Genomic DNA, 15,149 nt, shown 5'->3' with positions numbered 1-15,149 from the left:
TAACGGTGACCGGGCCGTACGGCCTCGGGCTTTGCGGCCCGCTGGGCTACGGGTTGGTGTGCGGTACGCGGCGGAAGAGCAGGTCGTTCACCACGTGGCCCTTGTCCAGGCCCTGGCCCTCGAAGCGGGTCAGCGGGCGGAACGCGGGGCGCGGGGCGTAGCCGCCCTCGGCGCGGGTGTTCTCGAAGTCGGGGTGCGCGTCGAGCACCTCGAGCATCTGCTCGGCGTACGGCTCCCAGTCCGTCGCGCAGTGCACGGTCGCGCCGGGTGCCAGCCGGGTCGCGGCCAGGGTGAGGAACTCGGGCTGGATCAGCCGCCGCTTGTGGTGCCGCTTCTTCGGCCAGGGGTCGGGGAAGTAGACGCGGAGCCCGTCGAGGGAGTCGGGGGTGAGCATCTCCCGCAGCAGGATGATCGCGTCGCCGTTGCCGACCCGGACGTTGGTCAGGCCGCCCTGCTCGGCGAGGTTGAGCAGATTGCCCTGGCCGGGGGTGTGCACGTCGACGGCGAGGATGTTGGTGTCCGGGGCCGCCGCCGCCATCTGTGCGGTGGCCTCGCCCATGCCGAAGCCGATCTCCAGCACGACGGGATTGGCGTTGCCGAACAGCTCCGCGAGGTCGATGACCCGCTGCCCGTCGATGTCCAGCCCCCACTGCGGCCACAGCCGGGCCAGCGCGTCGGCCTGCCCGGTGGTGACCCGGCTGCGCCGGGGCTGGAAGCTGCGGATGCGCCGCTCGAAGTGCGATCCGGCGGGATCGGGCTGCGGCCCGTCGGGAAACCGGGGCTCGCCCTTGCTCCGCGAGGTCCGCGCGGACGGCCCGGCCTCGGCGGGCCGGATGGCTTCGGTGGCATTCACGGAGTCAGACACAGTGCCTCCGATTTTAGGCGCTCGGAGGAGGGGGCCCACGGCGCCGACGGGGGTGGGGTCGGTCACGGCGCCCCCGGCGGGTGCGTCCCGGTGAACCGGCAGACGCCCGGGCCGGCCACGGCGATCCGGCCGCCCGACCCCTCACAGCGCCCGCAACATCTCCAGCGTCCGGCGGCTCACCTCCCGGCCGATCGGCAGGGACGCCGTGGCCGCGGGGGACGGAGCGTTCAGGACGTGCACCGCGCGGGCGCCCTCGCGGATGAGGAAGTCGTCCACCAGGGTGCCGTCGCGGGTGACCGCCTGGGCGCGGACGCCGGCCGGGGCGCGGACCAGATCGCGTTCCTCCACGCCGGGCACCAGGCGGCGGACCGCGTCCAGGAAGGCGGGCTTGGAGAGGGAGCGGTGCAGCTCGCCCGCGCCGTACCGCCAGTGTCTGCGGGCCAGGGCCCAGGCGCCGGGCCAGCCCGCGGTGGCGGCCAGCTCGCGCGGCCGGACTACACCCCAGCCGTACCCCTCGCGGGCGAGCGCCGGGACGGCGTTGGGGCCGACGTGGACTCCGCCGTCGAGGCCCTTGGTCAGGTGGACGCCGAGGAAGGGGAACGCCGGGTCGGGCACCGGATAGACCAGGCCGCGCACCAGCTCGGGCCGGGCCAGCTCGTAGTACTCGCCCCGGAACGGCACGATCCGCACCCCCGGCTCGTCCCCGGTGAGGCGGGCCAGCTCGTCGCAGTACAGGCCCGCGCAGTTGACCAGGACGCGGGCGCGGACCACCTGGCCGGCCGAGGTCAGCACCGCCACCCCCCGGTCGGGGCGCCGGTCCACCCGGACGACCCGTGAGCCGTACCGGATCTCGGCGCCGGAGGCGCGGGCCAGCTGCCGGGCGACGGCGGTGAAGTCGCAGACGCCGGTCGTGCCGACGTGGATCGCGGCCAGGCCGCGCACCTCGGGCTCGTACTCGGCGATCTGGGTGGCGCCCAGCTCGCGGACCGGGATGCCGTTCTCCCGGCCGCGCTGTACCAGGGCGTGCAGCCGGGGCAGCTCGGCGCGGTCGGTGGCGACGATCAGCTTGCCGGTGACGGAGTGGTCGATGCCGTACTCCGCGCAGAACTTGATCATCTCCGCGGCGCCGCGCACCGCGTACCGCGCCTTGAGCGAGCCCGGCCGGTAGTAGATGCCGCTGTGCACGACCCCGCTGTTGCGGCCGGTCTGGTGGCGGGCCGGGCCCGGTTCCTTCTCCAGCACGGTGACCCGCGTGCCGGGCGCGGCGCGCGTCAGGGCGTACGCCGTCGACAGTCCGACGATGCCGCCACCGACCACCAGCACGTCGCAGTCGTACGCGTCCGCCCGCACCTGCACCACCTCCCGGCCTCGATAGTGCACTGCGCCACTGACAACGCCTTCAAACCGCGCCACAGAAGCCGTGTGCCGTCTAGGCGGGAGCCATCAGAAGGGGCCGGGCCCGTTCGCGGAGTTCCACCACCCGGGGTTCGTCGCCGTAGGGCTCCAGGCGGTGGAGGAGGTCCTTGACGTACTCGGTGGTGCGGGCCGAGGAGATGCGGCCGGCCACCTCGACCGCGCGTACGCCCTGCTCGCAGGCCGCGTCCAGGTTGCCCGACTCCAGTTCGGCCACGGCGGAGACCACCAGGCGCAGCCCGTGCGAGCGGACGAACTCCTCGGTCGGCTGGGACAGCGCCTGCTCGGTGAAGCGGCGCACCTGGCGGGGCGCCTTGAGATCGCGGTAGCACTCGGCGGCGTCGGCGGCGAAGCGGTCGTAGCCGTAGAAGCCGAGCCAGGACGGGTCGCTGTCGCCCTCGCGGGACCGCTCCAGCCAGCCCTCGGACGATTTCAGGGCGGCCCCGGCCGCGTGCGCGTCGCCCGCGCGCGCGTGGGCCCTCGCCTCGACCAGCCGGAAGAAGCTCATCGTGCGCGCGGTGGCCAGCCCCCGGTTCCGCTCCAGGGCGGCCTGGGCGAGGTCGACGCCCTCGTCGCCGAAGCCCCGGTAGGTCGCCTGGAGGGACATGGAGGCGAGCACGTACCCGCCGAGCGGCACGTCGGCCGCCGCGCGGGCCAGCCGGAGCGCCTGGATGTAGTACCGCTGGGCCGCTTCCTGCTGGCCGGTGTCGAAGGCCATCCACCCCGCCAGCCGCGTCAGTTCGGCACCCGCCCCGAACAGCGCGCGGCCCACCTCGTCGGAGTAGGAGCCCAGCAGCAGCGGGGCCGCCTCCACCCTGAGGCACTCCGGCACCATCGAGGAACGCCAGTCACCGCCGCCGTACTTGGAGTCCCAGCGCCGGGCGTCCTCGGCGGCCTCCCGGAGCTTCTGCACATCGCTGTGGCCGACTTTGATCGGTGCGGCGGCGCCCCCCTCGGGATGCGCCTCCCGCTCGACCGAGCTGTCGGCGGGGGTTATCAGCCATCGGGAAGCGGGTGTCGCGTAGGCGCTCACGGCGAACGACCCGGCCAGCGACTGCCAGATCCCGCCCGAACCGGCACGGCGTCCGGCCAGGTCCAGGCGGTACAGGTCGGTCGCCGAGCGCACCGCCTGCCCCACGTCGCGCGGGAAGGCGAGGCCCACCTCGGGCGCGGGGTCGGCGTCGGCGAGGCCGATCTCGTGCAGCGGCACCGGCCGGCCGAGCTTCTGCCCGATCGCGGCGGCGATCAGATGCGGCGCCGCACCCTGCGGCACCATCCCCTTCGACACCCAGCGCGCGACCGAGGTCTTGTCGTACCGGAGCGTCAGACCCCGTTGCGCGCCCAGGTCGTTGACCCGGCGCGCGAGGCCCGCGTTGCTGATTCCCGCGAGGGCGAGAACGGTGCCGAGTTTCTCGTTCGGCCCGCGTTGCTCCCTGGACATGCGCCACCCCTCGACACAGACGGCTGCCCCGCTGGCATAACCACGCGGCATTCGTAAACACAGCGTAGTTCGCCGCATCCCAAGCGTTAAGGGGCATTGTTCCGGATGGCGCGATTGCGGTCCGTACGGGAGTACGGCCCTGTACGCACCGTGCACGGACCGTCGCGGCGTGCCCCCGCGCGTGTGGCCGTGCGCCTGTCCGTGCGCTCTGGTCCGGCCACCGGGGGAGCGGTTCCATGGCTCTGCGTGGGTCGGCCCGCTGTACTTGCGTCCAGTGGGCTGGGGGACGCCGCCGCCTACATCCCCGCGGGCGGCGGACCGGTCCGGGAGGCGACGCCCGCCTCCCGGACCGTGCGCGCTCGCCGGGCCGCCGTGCGCTCCGCAGGGCCTGTACGGAGCGTGCTCGAATCCCGTGCCCGGTCGCCAAATTGGCCGAAAACAGCCGTCGTTCCGCCGCCCGTATTTCCGTTCCCACCACGGCACTTGAGGGCGCGAAGGGCGTTCCGGGGGAGTGAACCGGGGCGCATTCGCATCGCTCCCCCCTCGCCCTCCTCCCGCCAACCTTCGCAGGCAGGAGGCGAGTTCATCCGCCCCGCCGCGCCCCGCCGTGTCCCGGCCGCGCGCCGGGCCCCGCCGTGTTTCCTGGTGATTTCCCTCGATCGAAGGCGGCGCCACCACCCTTCCCCGGCGCGTTCTTCATGGCAGCATGGGTCCGGTTCGTGCGGTGCACTGGTGGTCCACAGCCTGTGGAGGCGTCGATGCGGTGGTTGGTGGGTTGGAGCAGCACCGCCGCGCGCGCTCTCGGCGCCGAGACCGCGGGAGCCACCGGGTACGACGGCGAGACCCTGCGCCCCGTCGGCTCCCACCTGCTGTGGGGCGACCCCGATCCGCTGTGGGCCGTGGGCGACTGGCGCCCCGACGAGGTCCGCGTGGTGCACGCCGACGCCCAGAACCGCATCGCCGTCCTCGGCATCTGCGGCGCCTCCGACGAGGAGCTGCGGCGCGGTCTGTTCACCGCGCGCGGCGGCGCCCTGCGCCACCTCACCGCCTGGCCGGGCAGCTACACCGCCGTCGTCCAGGCCGGCCGGCGCATCACCGTCTGCGGCGACCTCGCGGGCGCCCGCCCGGTCTTCCACGCCCCCTGGGAGGGCGGCACCGCCTACGCCACCGCGGCCCTCCCGCTCGCCGACCTCACCGAGGCCAACCTCGACTTCGGCCACCTCGCCGCTCTCCTCGCCGCCCCCGAGGTACCCGCCGCCCTGCGCGACACCACCCCCTACGAGGGCGTACGCCGCGTCGCACCGGGCCACGCGCTGGTGCTGCGCGCCGGAGCGCGCGAGATCACCGGCTACGAGCCGGTCGCCTCCCTCGCCGTCGCCGCGCCCCCCGCCGACCCGGACCGCGCGGTGGACGCGGTCCGCGACGCCCTGGTGGAAGCCGTACGGGTCCGGCTCGCCGCACCCCGGCACGTCCCCGGACTCGACCCCGGCCCGGTGCCCGGCATGGGCCCGGCCGAACGGCGGGCGGCCCGCGGCATGCCGGTGCCCGGCATCGGCGCCGACCTCTCCGGCGGCCCCGCCTCCGGCACCCTGGCCCTCCTCGCCGCCGGGCTCCCCGGCAGACCCGGCACCCTCCTCGGACACGGCACCGGCGCGGGCGAGCGCCTCCTCGCCGTCACCTTCAACGACCTGGCCGTCGGCGGCCGCGAGGCCGAACTCGAGCGCGCCGGAGCCCTCGCCGCCAACCCCCGCCTGCACCACGTGGTGGTCACCGGCGCCGAGGACACCCTCCCCTACGCCGACCTCGACGGCCCCCTCACCGACGAGCCCGGCCCCTCCCTGGTCACCGCCGCCCGGCACCGCACCCGGCTCGCCGCGGGCAGCGCCGACCACTTCACCGGCCACGGTGCCCGCCAGGTGCTCGACGCCCACCCGGCCCGGCTGGCCGACCTGCTGCTGGACCGCCAGCGGCGCCATCTGGTCCGTCCGGTCGCCGCCCTCACCCGCGCCGACGGCTCCGTCCTGGTCCCCGCCCGCGTGTACGGCGCCGCCCGGCGGCTGTCCCGTACCCCGTACCGCACCGGTCTGGAGGCGCTGGCCGAGCGGCTGATGCGGCGGCGGTTCGACGAGCCCAAGGGGGCGGTCGGTGCCTCGCTCGCCGCGCTGACCTGGGCGAGACCCGGTCCGGCCGCCCGGTGGCTCACCGGGGAAGCACTGGCCGAAGTATCGGTTCTCCTGCAGACCGGGGCCGACCGGGCGGCCGGCGGGCCCGGACAGAGACCCGGTGAGTTCCGCGCCCGCACCGTCCTCGCCCGGCACGCGGCCGATCTCCGCGTCCTGGAACAGGCCGCCGAGGTGCGCTCGCAGCGGCTGCACGCGCCCTTCCTCGACAACCAGGTCGTCCGCGCCTGCCGCGACCTCCCCGAGGCCCTGCGCGTCAAGCCCGGAGCCCGCGCCGCCGTACTGCGCACGGTGCTGGAGGGCGCCGGGGTCACCGACCTGCCGCCCGGCTGGGGCACCCCGTCCCACGCGTCCTCGGCCGCCGCCGCCCGTACGGGCCTGCGGCTGGCCGCCGACTCCCTCGTCGACCTCTTCGACACCCCGCTGCTCGCGGACGCCGGGCTGGTCGAGGCCCGCGTGGTCCGCAAGGCACTCCGGGAGGCCGCCGCCGGGGAGCCCCTCCCGCTGGACGGCCTGGCCGACCTCGTCTCCCTGGAACTCTGGCTCCGCCGCCTCCTGGCCCGCCGCGGCACCTGCTGGACCGGCACCCCGGCCCGCGCCCGCGCCGTCCCGGCGGGCATCGCCCCGCAGCGAGGCGCCCTGCGCGCCGGGGCCCGGCCGAACTAGCCGCAGGAAAAACGCGACGTGGCCCAGTCCGCCAGGGCCGCCTGGTCGAAGGTCGTGCCCCTGGGCTCGACCACCAGCCGTACGGTCTTCCGCCCGGCCAGGCTGACGTGGACCGGTACCGCCCGGTCGCCGCCGGAGACCGGGCCGGACTGCCAGAGGCGGGCGCCGTCCCCGTACACGGCGAAGGCGGCCTTGCCGAGGCCGAGCGTCATGTCGTCCACCCCGACCACCGCGTCATAGGCGCTGCACTCGCGGTTCAGGTCGACGGTCACCGACGAGTCACCGCGCACCGTGACACCGGGGGAGTAGCGCTCACCGCCGATCGACATGCCGTACCGCTGCCACACCCAACTGCTGTCGCCGAGCCGCACCTCGGGCTCGGTGCCGTCGCCGGTGAGGTCGTAGTTGAGTTCGCTCAGCTCGTAGGACTGGGGCGGGGGCGGCGGAGGGGTGGGGGTCGGCGTGGGGGTGGGCTTGGGCTTCGGCTGCGGTTTCGGGGGTGTGGGGGTGGGCGTCGGGGTCGGCTTGGGGGGCGGGGCGGGCTTGGGCGTCGGCTTCGGGGCGGGCTTCGGCGCGGGCTTGTTCGCCACCGGGACAACGGGGGCGGGGGCGGGGGGAGCAGGCGGCTTCGGCGCGGGCTCCTTCTTCTTCGCCGGCGGAGGCGGCGCGGGCGGCGGGGTCTGCCGCACCACCGGCGCGGACGGCGACGGCTTGGCGATCTCCTTGGCCGGCCGACCGTCGTTCACCAGAGCCAGGGCCACGGCGGCGGCCGCCACCGCGACGACACCGGTGGCGATACCCGCCTTCACCGGCGCGCCCAGCCCCTCCGAGGCCGCGGCGCCGCCCGCCGCCCCGCCACCGGTGGACCCGGTCGCGGCAGCGGCGGCACCCGCGGCGCCCACTCCCGCGCCCCCGGCGATGACGCCGAGCGCCTTGGCGTACCCGGCGGCGCCGAACCAGCCGATGACCGCGATCGGGACGACGGCCGGGATGCCCCCGGCCACTTCCTCGACCTGGGCGGCCGCGAGGCGGCACTTGGCGCACTCTTCCAGGTGCTTGCGCAGCCCGCGCTCGGCCCGGACGCGCAGCTTTCGACGCGCGTAGCCACCGAGCTGGTCGGCGTAGCGCGCGCATTCCTCGTCCTTCACCAGGGTCGCGCTGACGTGTGCCTGGAGGTACGCCTGCTTCAGCCCCTCACGGGCCCGACTGGCAAGGACACGCGTGCCGTTGGCGTCGAGCCCGAACAGCACGGCCACCTCGCTGGGCGACTCGTCCTCCACCTCGGTGTGCCAGAGCACCGCCTGCCAGCGTTCGGGCAGCGAGCGGAACGCCTGCATGGCCAGCGTCTGTTCGGCCTCATGCATCGCGCGTACGTCGGCACCCAGATCGGCGCCGAAGGCGCCCAGGGACCCCGTGTCGTCGGCCACCTCGGCCGCCCTGGACGCCTGTTGCGCGAACACCGCGAAGTCGTCCACGAGCTGCTCGCGCTTGGCGGACCGCGTCCAGTGCGCGGCGACCCGGCGCACCGAGGTCAGCAGATAGGCGCGCACCGCGTACTCGGGACCCGAACCGCCGCGCACCGCCTGGAGCATGCGGGCGAACACCTCGGCGGTGAGGTCGTCGGCGGTGTGCCCGTCCCGGCAGCAGGTACGCGCGTAGCGTCGCACCGCGTCCGCGTGCCGCCGGTACAGCTCCTCGTACGCCGAGTCGTCCCCGGCGCGCATCCGCTCGATCAGCTCGCCGTCGGCCGGGGGTGCGCCGGGCGGGGGCGGCAGCGCACTGCCCTCGCGCTGGGCCGGGAGACTCGCCCGCTCGCCGCCGCCGGAAGCGGCCCGGCCACCCTGGCTCGGCACCTGCGGCGAGGTCAGCCCCCCGGCCTCCGCGTCACCACCGCCGTCGGCGCGCGCGCCGTCCCACCCGTCAACGCCCATCGCGTGAAGCCCCCGACACCGGCACAGCCCGATCCATTACGGGCTCAGCGTGCCATAGCCGTATTCAGCACCGGTCCACTCGTCCGACCCGTCACTCATCCGAGCGGAAGTTTCACCAACCACCCGCAAAGAGTTCCGAACAAGCAGCCCTGGTACGGGGGTTCAGCGCGCCGCTACGCGGGCCGGGACCGCAGTCCCTCCAGCAGGATGTCCAGCAGCCGCGCGGACGCGGCGGCCTGCTGCGCCGCGTCCGGCAGCGAGGGCGCCGCCGTGGCGATCACCAGGAGTACGTCCGACACGGACACGTCGGCCCGCAGCTCCCCGGCCGCCCGGGCGCGCTCCACGAGCCGGCCGACCACGTCCAGCAGCGCCGCCGTACCCGGCTCGCCGCCACCGTCCACCAGCCGCAGCTCACCCGCACCGGCCTGGGACCGCTGCTGCGGGACCCGCGCCTCGTCGGCCGCCGGAGCACCGCCCTCCTCGGCGACCCCCACCCGCAGCACCTGCGGCGGCAGCAGTCGTCCCGCGCCGGACGCCACCGAGGTGCGCAGGAAGCGGGAGAGCGCCGACCACGGCTCGTCCTCCTGGCCCAGCGCGGTCCGCGCCTGCTCGGTCAGCCGCGCGGTCTCCTCCTCGGCGATCCGCCGCACCAGCACGTCCTTGCTGGGGAACCGCCGGTACACCGTGCCCACACCGACGCGTGCCCGCCGCGCCACGTCCTCCATCGGCGCGCCGTACCCCAGCTCGCCGAACACCTCACGCGCCGCCCTCAGCACGTGCTCCAGATTGCGCTGCGCGTCCACCCGCAGCGGCGCCGCGCGCCCGCCGCCGGTCCGTCCGGCCGACGCGAGGGGCGCCGCTGACCAGTGCGTGTCCTGAACATGCATGTCTTCCCCCGGTAATGACGTCTCCCCCCGGAGACTCCCCGCCACTGATTTCCGAAAGCGCGGAAAACTGGCGCCGGTCCTGAGCGGGCCCGCACCCGGCGACCCCCTCGACGACCCTCCCGCACCCCGTCGACACAGCAACATAGTTGAGCGGGAGTCAATTCAGAAGGGGTAGGTTCCGCACAGTGCGCCCCTCGATCGGAGTACGAGCCATTTATGTCCGGATTCCGTACCCCCGCACGTCCGGCCGCCGGTCACTCACCTTGCCAAGGCTGTGGACAAACAACAGCCCCGGGTGCGTCATGGGATGGTGAAGGAACGCGCGCGCATTCTGGTCGTCGGCGGTGGCTACGTCGGCATGTACACCGCCCTGCGTCTCCAGCGGAAACTGAAACGGCAGCTCAGGCGCGGTGACATCGAGATCGCCGTGGTCAGCCCCGACCCCTACATGACGTACCAGCCGTTCCTCCCCGAGGCGGCCGCCGGCTCGATCTCCCCGCGCCATGTCGTCGTCCCCCTGCGCCGAGTGCTGCCCGAGTGCCGCGTGGTCATCGGGGAGGTCACCGCCGTCGACCACGCCGTACGCACCGCCGCCGTCACCACTCTCGCCACCGAGCGGCACGGCCGCGCCGCCGAACTCTTCGGCTACGACGAACTCGTCCTCGCCCCCGGCTCCGTCTCCCGCACCCTGCCCGTCCCCGGCCTGGCGGAGCACGCCATCGGCTTCAAGACCGTCGAGGAGGCCATCGGGCTGCGCAACCACGTCATCGAGCAGATGGACATCGCCTCCTCCACCCGCGACCCCGCCCTGCGCGACGCGGCCCTCACCTTCGTCTTCGTCGGCGGCGGCTACGCGGGGGTCGAGGCCCTCGGCGAACTCCAGGACATGGCCCGCTACGCCGCCCGGTACTACGCGAACCTCCGCCCCGAGGACATGAAGTGGGTCCTGGTGGAGGCCACCGACCGGGTGCTGCCCGAGGTCGGCCCCGAACTGGGCCGCCACACCGTCACCCAGCTCCGCCGCCGCAACATCCAGGTGCTGCTGAACACCCGCCTCGAATCCTGCGCCGACCGCGTCGCCGTCCTCAGCGACGGCCGCCGGTTCCCCACCCGCACCGTCGTCTGGACCGCCGGCGTCAAACCCCACCCGGTGCTCGCCGCCACCGATCTCCCCCTCGACCCGCGCGGCAGGCTGCGCTGCACCGCCCAGCTCGCCGTCGAGGGCACCGAGCACGCCTGGGCCGCGGGCGACGCCGCCGCCGTACCCGACGTCACCGCCACCGAGCCCGGCGCCACCATCGCGCCCAACGCCCAGCACGCGCTGCGCCAGGCCAGGGTGCTCGGCGACAACATCGTGCACACCCTGCGCGGCGAACCCCTGCGCACCTACGCCCACCGGCAGCTCGGCTCCGTCGCCTCCCTGGGCCTGCACAAGGGCGTCGCCCAGGTGTACGGCCGCCGGCTCACCGGACGCCCCGCCTGGCTCCTGCACCGGGCGTACCACCTCAGCCGCGTGCCCACCTTCAACCGCAAGGCCCGCGTGCTCGCCGAATGGACGCTCGCCGGCCTCTTCAAGCGCGAGATCGTCTCCCTCGGCTCACTCGAACACCCGCGGGCCGAGTTCGAACGCGCGGCCGGTGGAAACCCCCCACGGCGGCACCCGGACCCCCCGAAGGGGTCGTCCTGACCGGAGCCGGGAACTCCCCGGCCCGTACGGCCGTCTGACGGATGTCGCCGCGGACGGCCACCTGCCAGACTGCTCCACATCCTCGGACGGGCAACAGCCCGCCCTCTGCACACGCGAGGCTTTCCCCACTGTGAACTTCACGCGCTGGAGCGCCCGGCTCCCCGGAACGCAGCGCCGCGCCGCAGCGCGGACCGAGCAGCCGGTCCCCCCGGACCGGCGCGGCGAGAGCCCGGTGCCCGCCGCCCGCGCCGGACACCCCGCCTCCGCCGTCGACGGCCTGCCCGCCCGCGAGGTGCTCGACCGCGTTCCGGCCCTCGTCGCCCTGGTCCACGGCCCCGACCACCGCCTCGCCCACGTCAATGCCGCCTACACCGCCGCCTTCGGCCCCCGCGCCCCCGGCACCCCGGCCCGCGACGCCCTTCCCGAACTCGCCGAGCTGGGCCTCCTGCCCCTCCTCGACCAGGTGCTGCGCAGCGGCAGACCCCGCACCCTGAAGTCCCGCAGGGCGGTCGACGGCCGCTCCTACACGTTCACCTGCACCCCGGTCACCGGGCACGGCGACCGTGACGCCGGCGTGCTCGTCTTCGCCACCGACGTCACCGACCACGCCGAGGCCGCCGAACGCCTGCGCGCCAGCGAGCGCTCCCAGCGCCAGACCGCCGTCACCCTCCAGCGCTCCCTGCTCCCCCAGGACCTGGAGGAACCCGACGACCTGCGGGTGGCCGCCACCTACCAGCCCGGCGGCACCGAGGCGGCGGTCGGCGGCGACTGGTACGACGTCATCACCCTCGGCGGCGGCCGCACCGCCCTCGTCATCGGCGACGTCATGGGCCGGGGGGTGCGCGCCGCCGCCGTCATGGGCCAGCTCCGCACCGCCGTCCGCGCCTACGCCCGCCTCGACCTCCCCCCGCACGAGGTCCTCCAGCTCCTCGACGGCCTCGCCGCGGAGATCGACGCCAACCAGATCGCCACCTGCGTCTACGCCGTCCACGACCCCAACGAGGGCCGCCTGGTCTACGCTTCCGCCGGCCACCTGCCGATCCTGGTACGCGACGAGAACGGCGAGGTCCTGCGCGCCGACGAGCCCACCGGCCCCCCGCTGGGCACCGGCGGCTGGGTCCACTCCTCCGGCTCCGTCCCCCTCGGCCCCGGCGCCACCGCCGTCCTCTACACGGACGGCCTGGTCGAACGGCGCGACCAGGACCTCGACGAGGGCATCGCCGCCCTGGCCCGCGCGCTCTCCGGCGCCACCGGCACCCCCCAGGTCGTCTGCGACCGACTGGTCCGCTCGGCCGGCGTCACCGCCGACCACGACGACGACGTGGCCGTCCTCGTCCTCCAGCACCCCCACCGCACCGGCCCCGCCGCCGACCTCTTCCGCAACGCGGCCCTGGACCTCCTCGGCGGCGTCGAGGCCGCCCCGCGCGCCCGCGCCTTCGCCTCCGGCGTGCTCACGAGCTGGCGCTTCCCCACCGAACTCCACGACCTCGGCGTCCTCGCCACCAGCGAACTGGTCGCCAACTCCCTCCAGCACGGCACCCCGCCCATGCGGCTCAGACTGCGCCGTACCGACCGCCGCCTGATCATCGAGGTCACCGACGGCGACGACCACCTCCCGCGCCGCCGCCGCGCCGAACCGGCCGACGAGTCCGGGCGCGGCATCGACATCGTCGCCACCATCGCCTCGGGCTGGGGCTCCCGCCGCACCCCGGGTGGCGGCAAGGCGGTCTGGTGCGAGTTCCTCCTCCCGAAGCGCTAGCGCTCCGTACATGCAGAAGGGCCGGAAGCACGTGATGTGCTCCCGGCCCTTCTGCCGTGCAGGTACTTCCTATGCGCTGACAGACTCCGCCGGAGCACCGCCCCGCGCCACGACCCGGCTCTTCGCCAGCGCGGCCCACGGGTGGTCCTGCGCAGGCGTGAGCCGCCGGCCCAGCCGCACCGCCAGCACACTGATCGCCACCGAGAACAGCGCGAACGTCACGATGTACGGCGCGTGCAGCGAGGCACCCAGCGGCCCGCCAATGGCCGGCCCGACCGCCAGCGCCAACTGCTTGACCAGCGCGAACGCGGAGTTGTACTGCCCGGCCATGCCTTCCGGCGCCAGATCGGCGACCAGCGGCGCCACGGTCGGCGACAGCATCGCCTCACCGAGCCCGAACAGCGCGTACGTCGAGACGAACGCGGCCGTGGCCATCTCCTGGCTGCCGTGTCCGAGGCCCGCGTAGCCCGCCGCCAGCCAGGCCACGGTCCAGATCAGGCCGACCACCGCGATCACCCGCGACCGGCGCCGCCGCTCGACCAGCTTCAGCACGGCGAACTGCGCCACGACGATCACCATCGTGTTGGCGGCGAGCGCGGTGCCCAGCGTGGACGTGGAGATTCCGGCGGCCTCGACGCCGTAGGCGCTCAGACCGGACTCGAACTGTCCGTAGCAGGCGAAGAACAGCACGAAGCCCAGCAGGCAGAGCTGCACCATCGCCCGGTTCTGCATCAGCTGCCGCCAGCCGCCCTTGGCCGAGCCGGAGGGCAGGTCGGTGATGCGCGGGGCCCGCGGCATCCGCACCGTCGCCATCAGCACGGCGAGCAGCAGGAAGATCGTGGCCTCGATGGTGAACAGCACGGTGAAGGAGGAGGCGCGGCTCGTGTCGACCAGGTGGCCGCCTATGAGCCCGCCGACGCCCAGACCGAGGTTCTGGAGGAAGAACTGCATGGCGAACGCCCGCGACCGGGTCGCGGTGGTCGAGCAGTCCACGATCATCGTCGCCAGCGCGGGCTGCATCACCGCCTGCCCGGCACCGAGCGCGGCCGCGGTCAGCAGTACGGACACCGCACTGCCCGCCAGCCCCAGGCCCAGGGCGCCGAGCGCGGACAGGACCAGGGCAGCGAGCAGGACGGGCAACGGACCGCGCCGGACGATCGTGCGCCCGGCGAACGGCAACGCGATCAGCGCCGCCACGGCGAAGACGGCGAGCACCAGCCCGGCCGTCATGGCACCCAGTCCTCGCACCTGCGCCACATAGACGTACAGATACGGGACCGTGAAGCCCAGTCCGAACGCGCTGAGCGCGTTGCCCACGTGGATGCGGGACATCGCCGCCCCCATCGCCCTGGTCACGTTCACCTCTTCCACAAGTTAGGAGTGAAGACTTCAAAGCTAAAGTTCGAAGCTAAAGACTACATCCCGAAGGACTTCAAAGCAAAGAGGCCCCGTGCCATACTCCTTGCCATGGCCGACTCAGCCGGCGTCCCGGAGCCGACACTCGAAGAACAGATCGCCGCCTACCAGCGCGAGTTCCAGGGCCTCGACCCCCAGGTCGAGGCGATCGTGTCGGCACTGTCCCGGCTGAACCGCCGGATGAACGTGGCGTACAGCCGCCAGACCTCCGAGCTGGGCATCAGCAACGCGGAGTGGGAAGTACTGAAGGCCCTGGTGCTCTCCGGCGCCCCCTACCGGATGGGCCCCGGCGAGCTGGCCAAGCGGCTCGGGCTCACCCCGGCCGCCATGACCCACCGGATCGACCGCATGGTCAGCGAGGGCCTGGTCACCCGCGAGCGCGACGAGTCCAACCGCGTCCGTGTCATCGTGGAGCTGACCACCGAGGGCCGCGAGAAGTGGCTCGAGGCGATGCGCCTGGCGACGGTCTTCGAGGAGGACCTGCTCCAGGACCTCACCTCCGGGGAGCGTTCCGTACTGGGAGAGGTCCTCACCCGGCTCCTCCGTCGCGTGGAGCATGCCCAGCCCGACGCCGAGGGCCGGCTCTCCGACCTGGACTGACGCCCCGACCAGGGCCGCTGGAAAAAATCTTGACAGGGGGGCTTGACCCGCCCCCCGGCGAGTCCGTAGAGTTCTTCGGGTTGCACGGAGCCGTACCGGTTCCCCGCGACACCTCGCCGCCTGGAGCGGCAACCTCAATCCAACCAGTACGACCATCCCCTGGGATTGCTTTCGGCACGTCCGAATTCAATTCGAATGGGAACCGGCGGCCCGATTAGGAACTGCCGGGGATGATCCGCTAAGGTTTGAGACGTCGGAACGGCCCAGCGGGCCGGGAAGACAACCCCCTCTGACTGGGAATCAG

At 74.1% G+C, this 15,149-nt stretch carries 10 protein-coding genes; 4 read left to right on the top strand and 6 right to left on the bottom strand.

The window, feature by feature from the left end; genetic code table 11:
- Window positions 1-46: 46 nt before the first annotated feature.
- The 3 genes from trmB to E5082_RS31800 all read right to left on the bottom strand — a co-directional run bounded on the left by trmB (window position 47) and on the right by E5082_RS31800 (window position 3,719).
- Complete coding sequence (gene trmB, locus E5082_RS31810) at window positions 47-865, bottom strand: tRNA (guanosine(46)-N7)-methyltransferase TrmB (protein ID WP_190045257.1); 819 nt, start codon at window positions 863-865, stop codon at window positions 47-49.
- A 141-nt stretch (window positions 866-1,006) separates the two neighbouring features.
- Window positions 1,007-2,224 (bottom strand): L-2-hydroxyglutarate oxidase, encoded by a 1,218-nt coding sequence (gene lhgO, locus E5082_RS31805; protein WP_135794686.1) that lies wholly within the window; start codon window positions 2,222-2,224, stop codon window positions 1,007-1,009.
- Between the two features lie 70 nt (window positions 2,225-2,294).
- Window positions 2,295-3,719: an NsdA family TPR-like regulatory protein gene (locus E5082_RS31800; RefSeq protein ID WP_030817171.1), complete on the bottom strand. Its 1,425-nt coding sequence runs from the start codon at window positions 3,717-3,719 to the stop codon at window positions 2,295-2,297.
- A gap of 758 nt (window positions 3,720-4,477) precedes the next feature.
- Between E5082_RS31800 and E5082_RS31795 the strand changes: the two genes are divergently transcribed.
- Window positions 4,478-6,565, top strand: a complete 2,088-nt coding sequence (locus tag E5082_RS31795) for an asparagine synthase-related protein (protein WP_135794675.1) — start codon at window positions 4,478-4,480, stop codon at window positions 6,563-6,565.
- On the opposite strand, the gene E5082_RS31790 is transcribed toward E5082_RS31795, so the two are convergent.
- Both E5082_RS31790 and E5082_RS31785 read right to left on the bottom strand, forming a co-directional pair.
- The gene (locus tag E5082_RS31790; protein ID WP_135794674.1) at window positions 6,562-8,496 is read right to left on the bottom strand and encodes a sigma-70 family RNA polymerase sigma factor; all 1,935 of its coding nucleotides are present in this window, start codon (window positions 8,494-8,496) and stop codon (window positions 6,562-6,564) included. The genes E5082_RS31795 and E5082_RS31790 overlap by 4 nt on opposite strands.
- A gap of 173 nt (window positions 8,497-8,669) precedes the next feature.
- Window positions 8,670-9,383, bottom strand: a complete 714-nt coding sequence (locus tag E5082_RS31785; protein WP_078858666.1) for a TetR/AcrR family transcriptional regulator — start codon at window positions 9,381-9,383, stop codon at window positions 8,670-8,672.
- A gap of 307 nt (window positions 9,384-9,690) precedes the next feature.
- Between E5082_RS31785 and E5082_RS31780 the strand changes: the two genes are divergently transcribed.
- Window positions 9,691-11,070, top strand: a complete 1,380-nt coding sequence (locus E5082_RS31780; protein ID WP_135794673.1) for an NAD(P)/FAD-dependent oxidoreductase — start codon at window positions 9,691-9,693, stop codon at window positions 11,068-11,070.
- A gap of 130 nt (window positions 11,071-11,200) precedes the next feature.
- On the top strand, window positions 11,201-12,829 hold the full coding sequence (locus E5082_RS31775; RefSeq protein ID WP_135794672.1) for an ATP-binding SpoIIE family protein phosphatase: 1,629 nt from the start codon (window positions 11,201-11,203) through the stop codon (window positions 12,827-12,829).
- Between the two features lie 69 nt (window positions 12,830-12,898).
- Here the strand turns inward: E5082_RS31775 and E5082_RS31770 are convergent, their stop codons facing one another.
- Window positions 12,899-14,173, bottom strand: a complete 1,275-nt coding sequence (locus tag E5082_RS31770; RefSeq protein WP_190045280.1) for an MFS transporter — start codon at window positions 14,171-14,173, stop codon at window positions 12,899-12,901.
- 123 nt (window positions 14,174-14,296) lie between these two features.
- On the opposite strand from E5082_RS31770, the gene E5082_RS31765 reads away from it, so the two are divergent.
- Complete coding sequence (locus E5082_RS31765; RefSeq protein WP_135794670.1) at window positions 14,297-14,845, top strand: MarR family winged helix-turn-helix transcriptional regulator; 549 nt, start codon at window positions 14,297-14,299, stop codon at window positions 14,843-14,845.
- The last annotated feature ends 304 nt before the right edge of the window (window positions 14,846-15,149 follow it).

The sequence above is a fragment of the Streptomyces griseoluteus genome (assembly GCF_004784465.1).
GTDB classification, from domain to species: Bacteria; Actinomycetota; Actinomycetes; order Streptomycetales; family Streptomycetaceae; genus Streptomyces; species Streptomyces griseoluteus.
The sequence above is the reverse complement of the archived record's forward strand: the minus strand, read 5'-3'. Positions and strand labels throughout refer to the sequence as shown.

Coding starts and splice junctions, on each gene's coding strand:
- E5082_RS31800 (WP_030817171.1), bottom strand. CDS start 3,719: ATGTCCAGGGAGCAACGCGGGCCGAACGAGAAACTCGGCACCGTTCTC.
- E5082_RS31770 (WP_190045280.1), bottom strand. CDS start 14,173: ATGGGGGCGGCGATGTCCCGCATCCACGTGGGCAACGCGCTCAGCGCG.
- E5082_RS31765 (WP_135794670.1), top strand. CDS start 14,297: ATGGCCGACTCAGCCGGCGTCCCGGAGCCGACACTCGAAGAACAGATC.
- E5082_RS31790 (WP_135794674.1), bottom strand. CDS start 8,496: ATGGGCGTTGACGGGTGGGACGGCGCGCGCGCCGACGGCGGTGGTGAC.
- E5082_RS31780 (WP_135794673.1), top strand. CDS start 9,691: ATGGTGAAGGAACGCGCGCGCATTCTGGTCGTCGGCGGTGGCTACGTC.
- E5082_RS31795 (WP_135794675.1), top strand. CDS start 4,478: ATGCGGTGGTTGGTGGGTTGGAGCAGCACCGCCGCGCGCGCTCTCGGC.
- E5082_RS31785 (WP_078858666.1), bottom strand. CDS start 9,383: ATGCATGTTCAGGACACGCACTGGTCAGCGGCGCCCCTCGCGTCGGCC.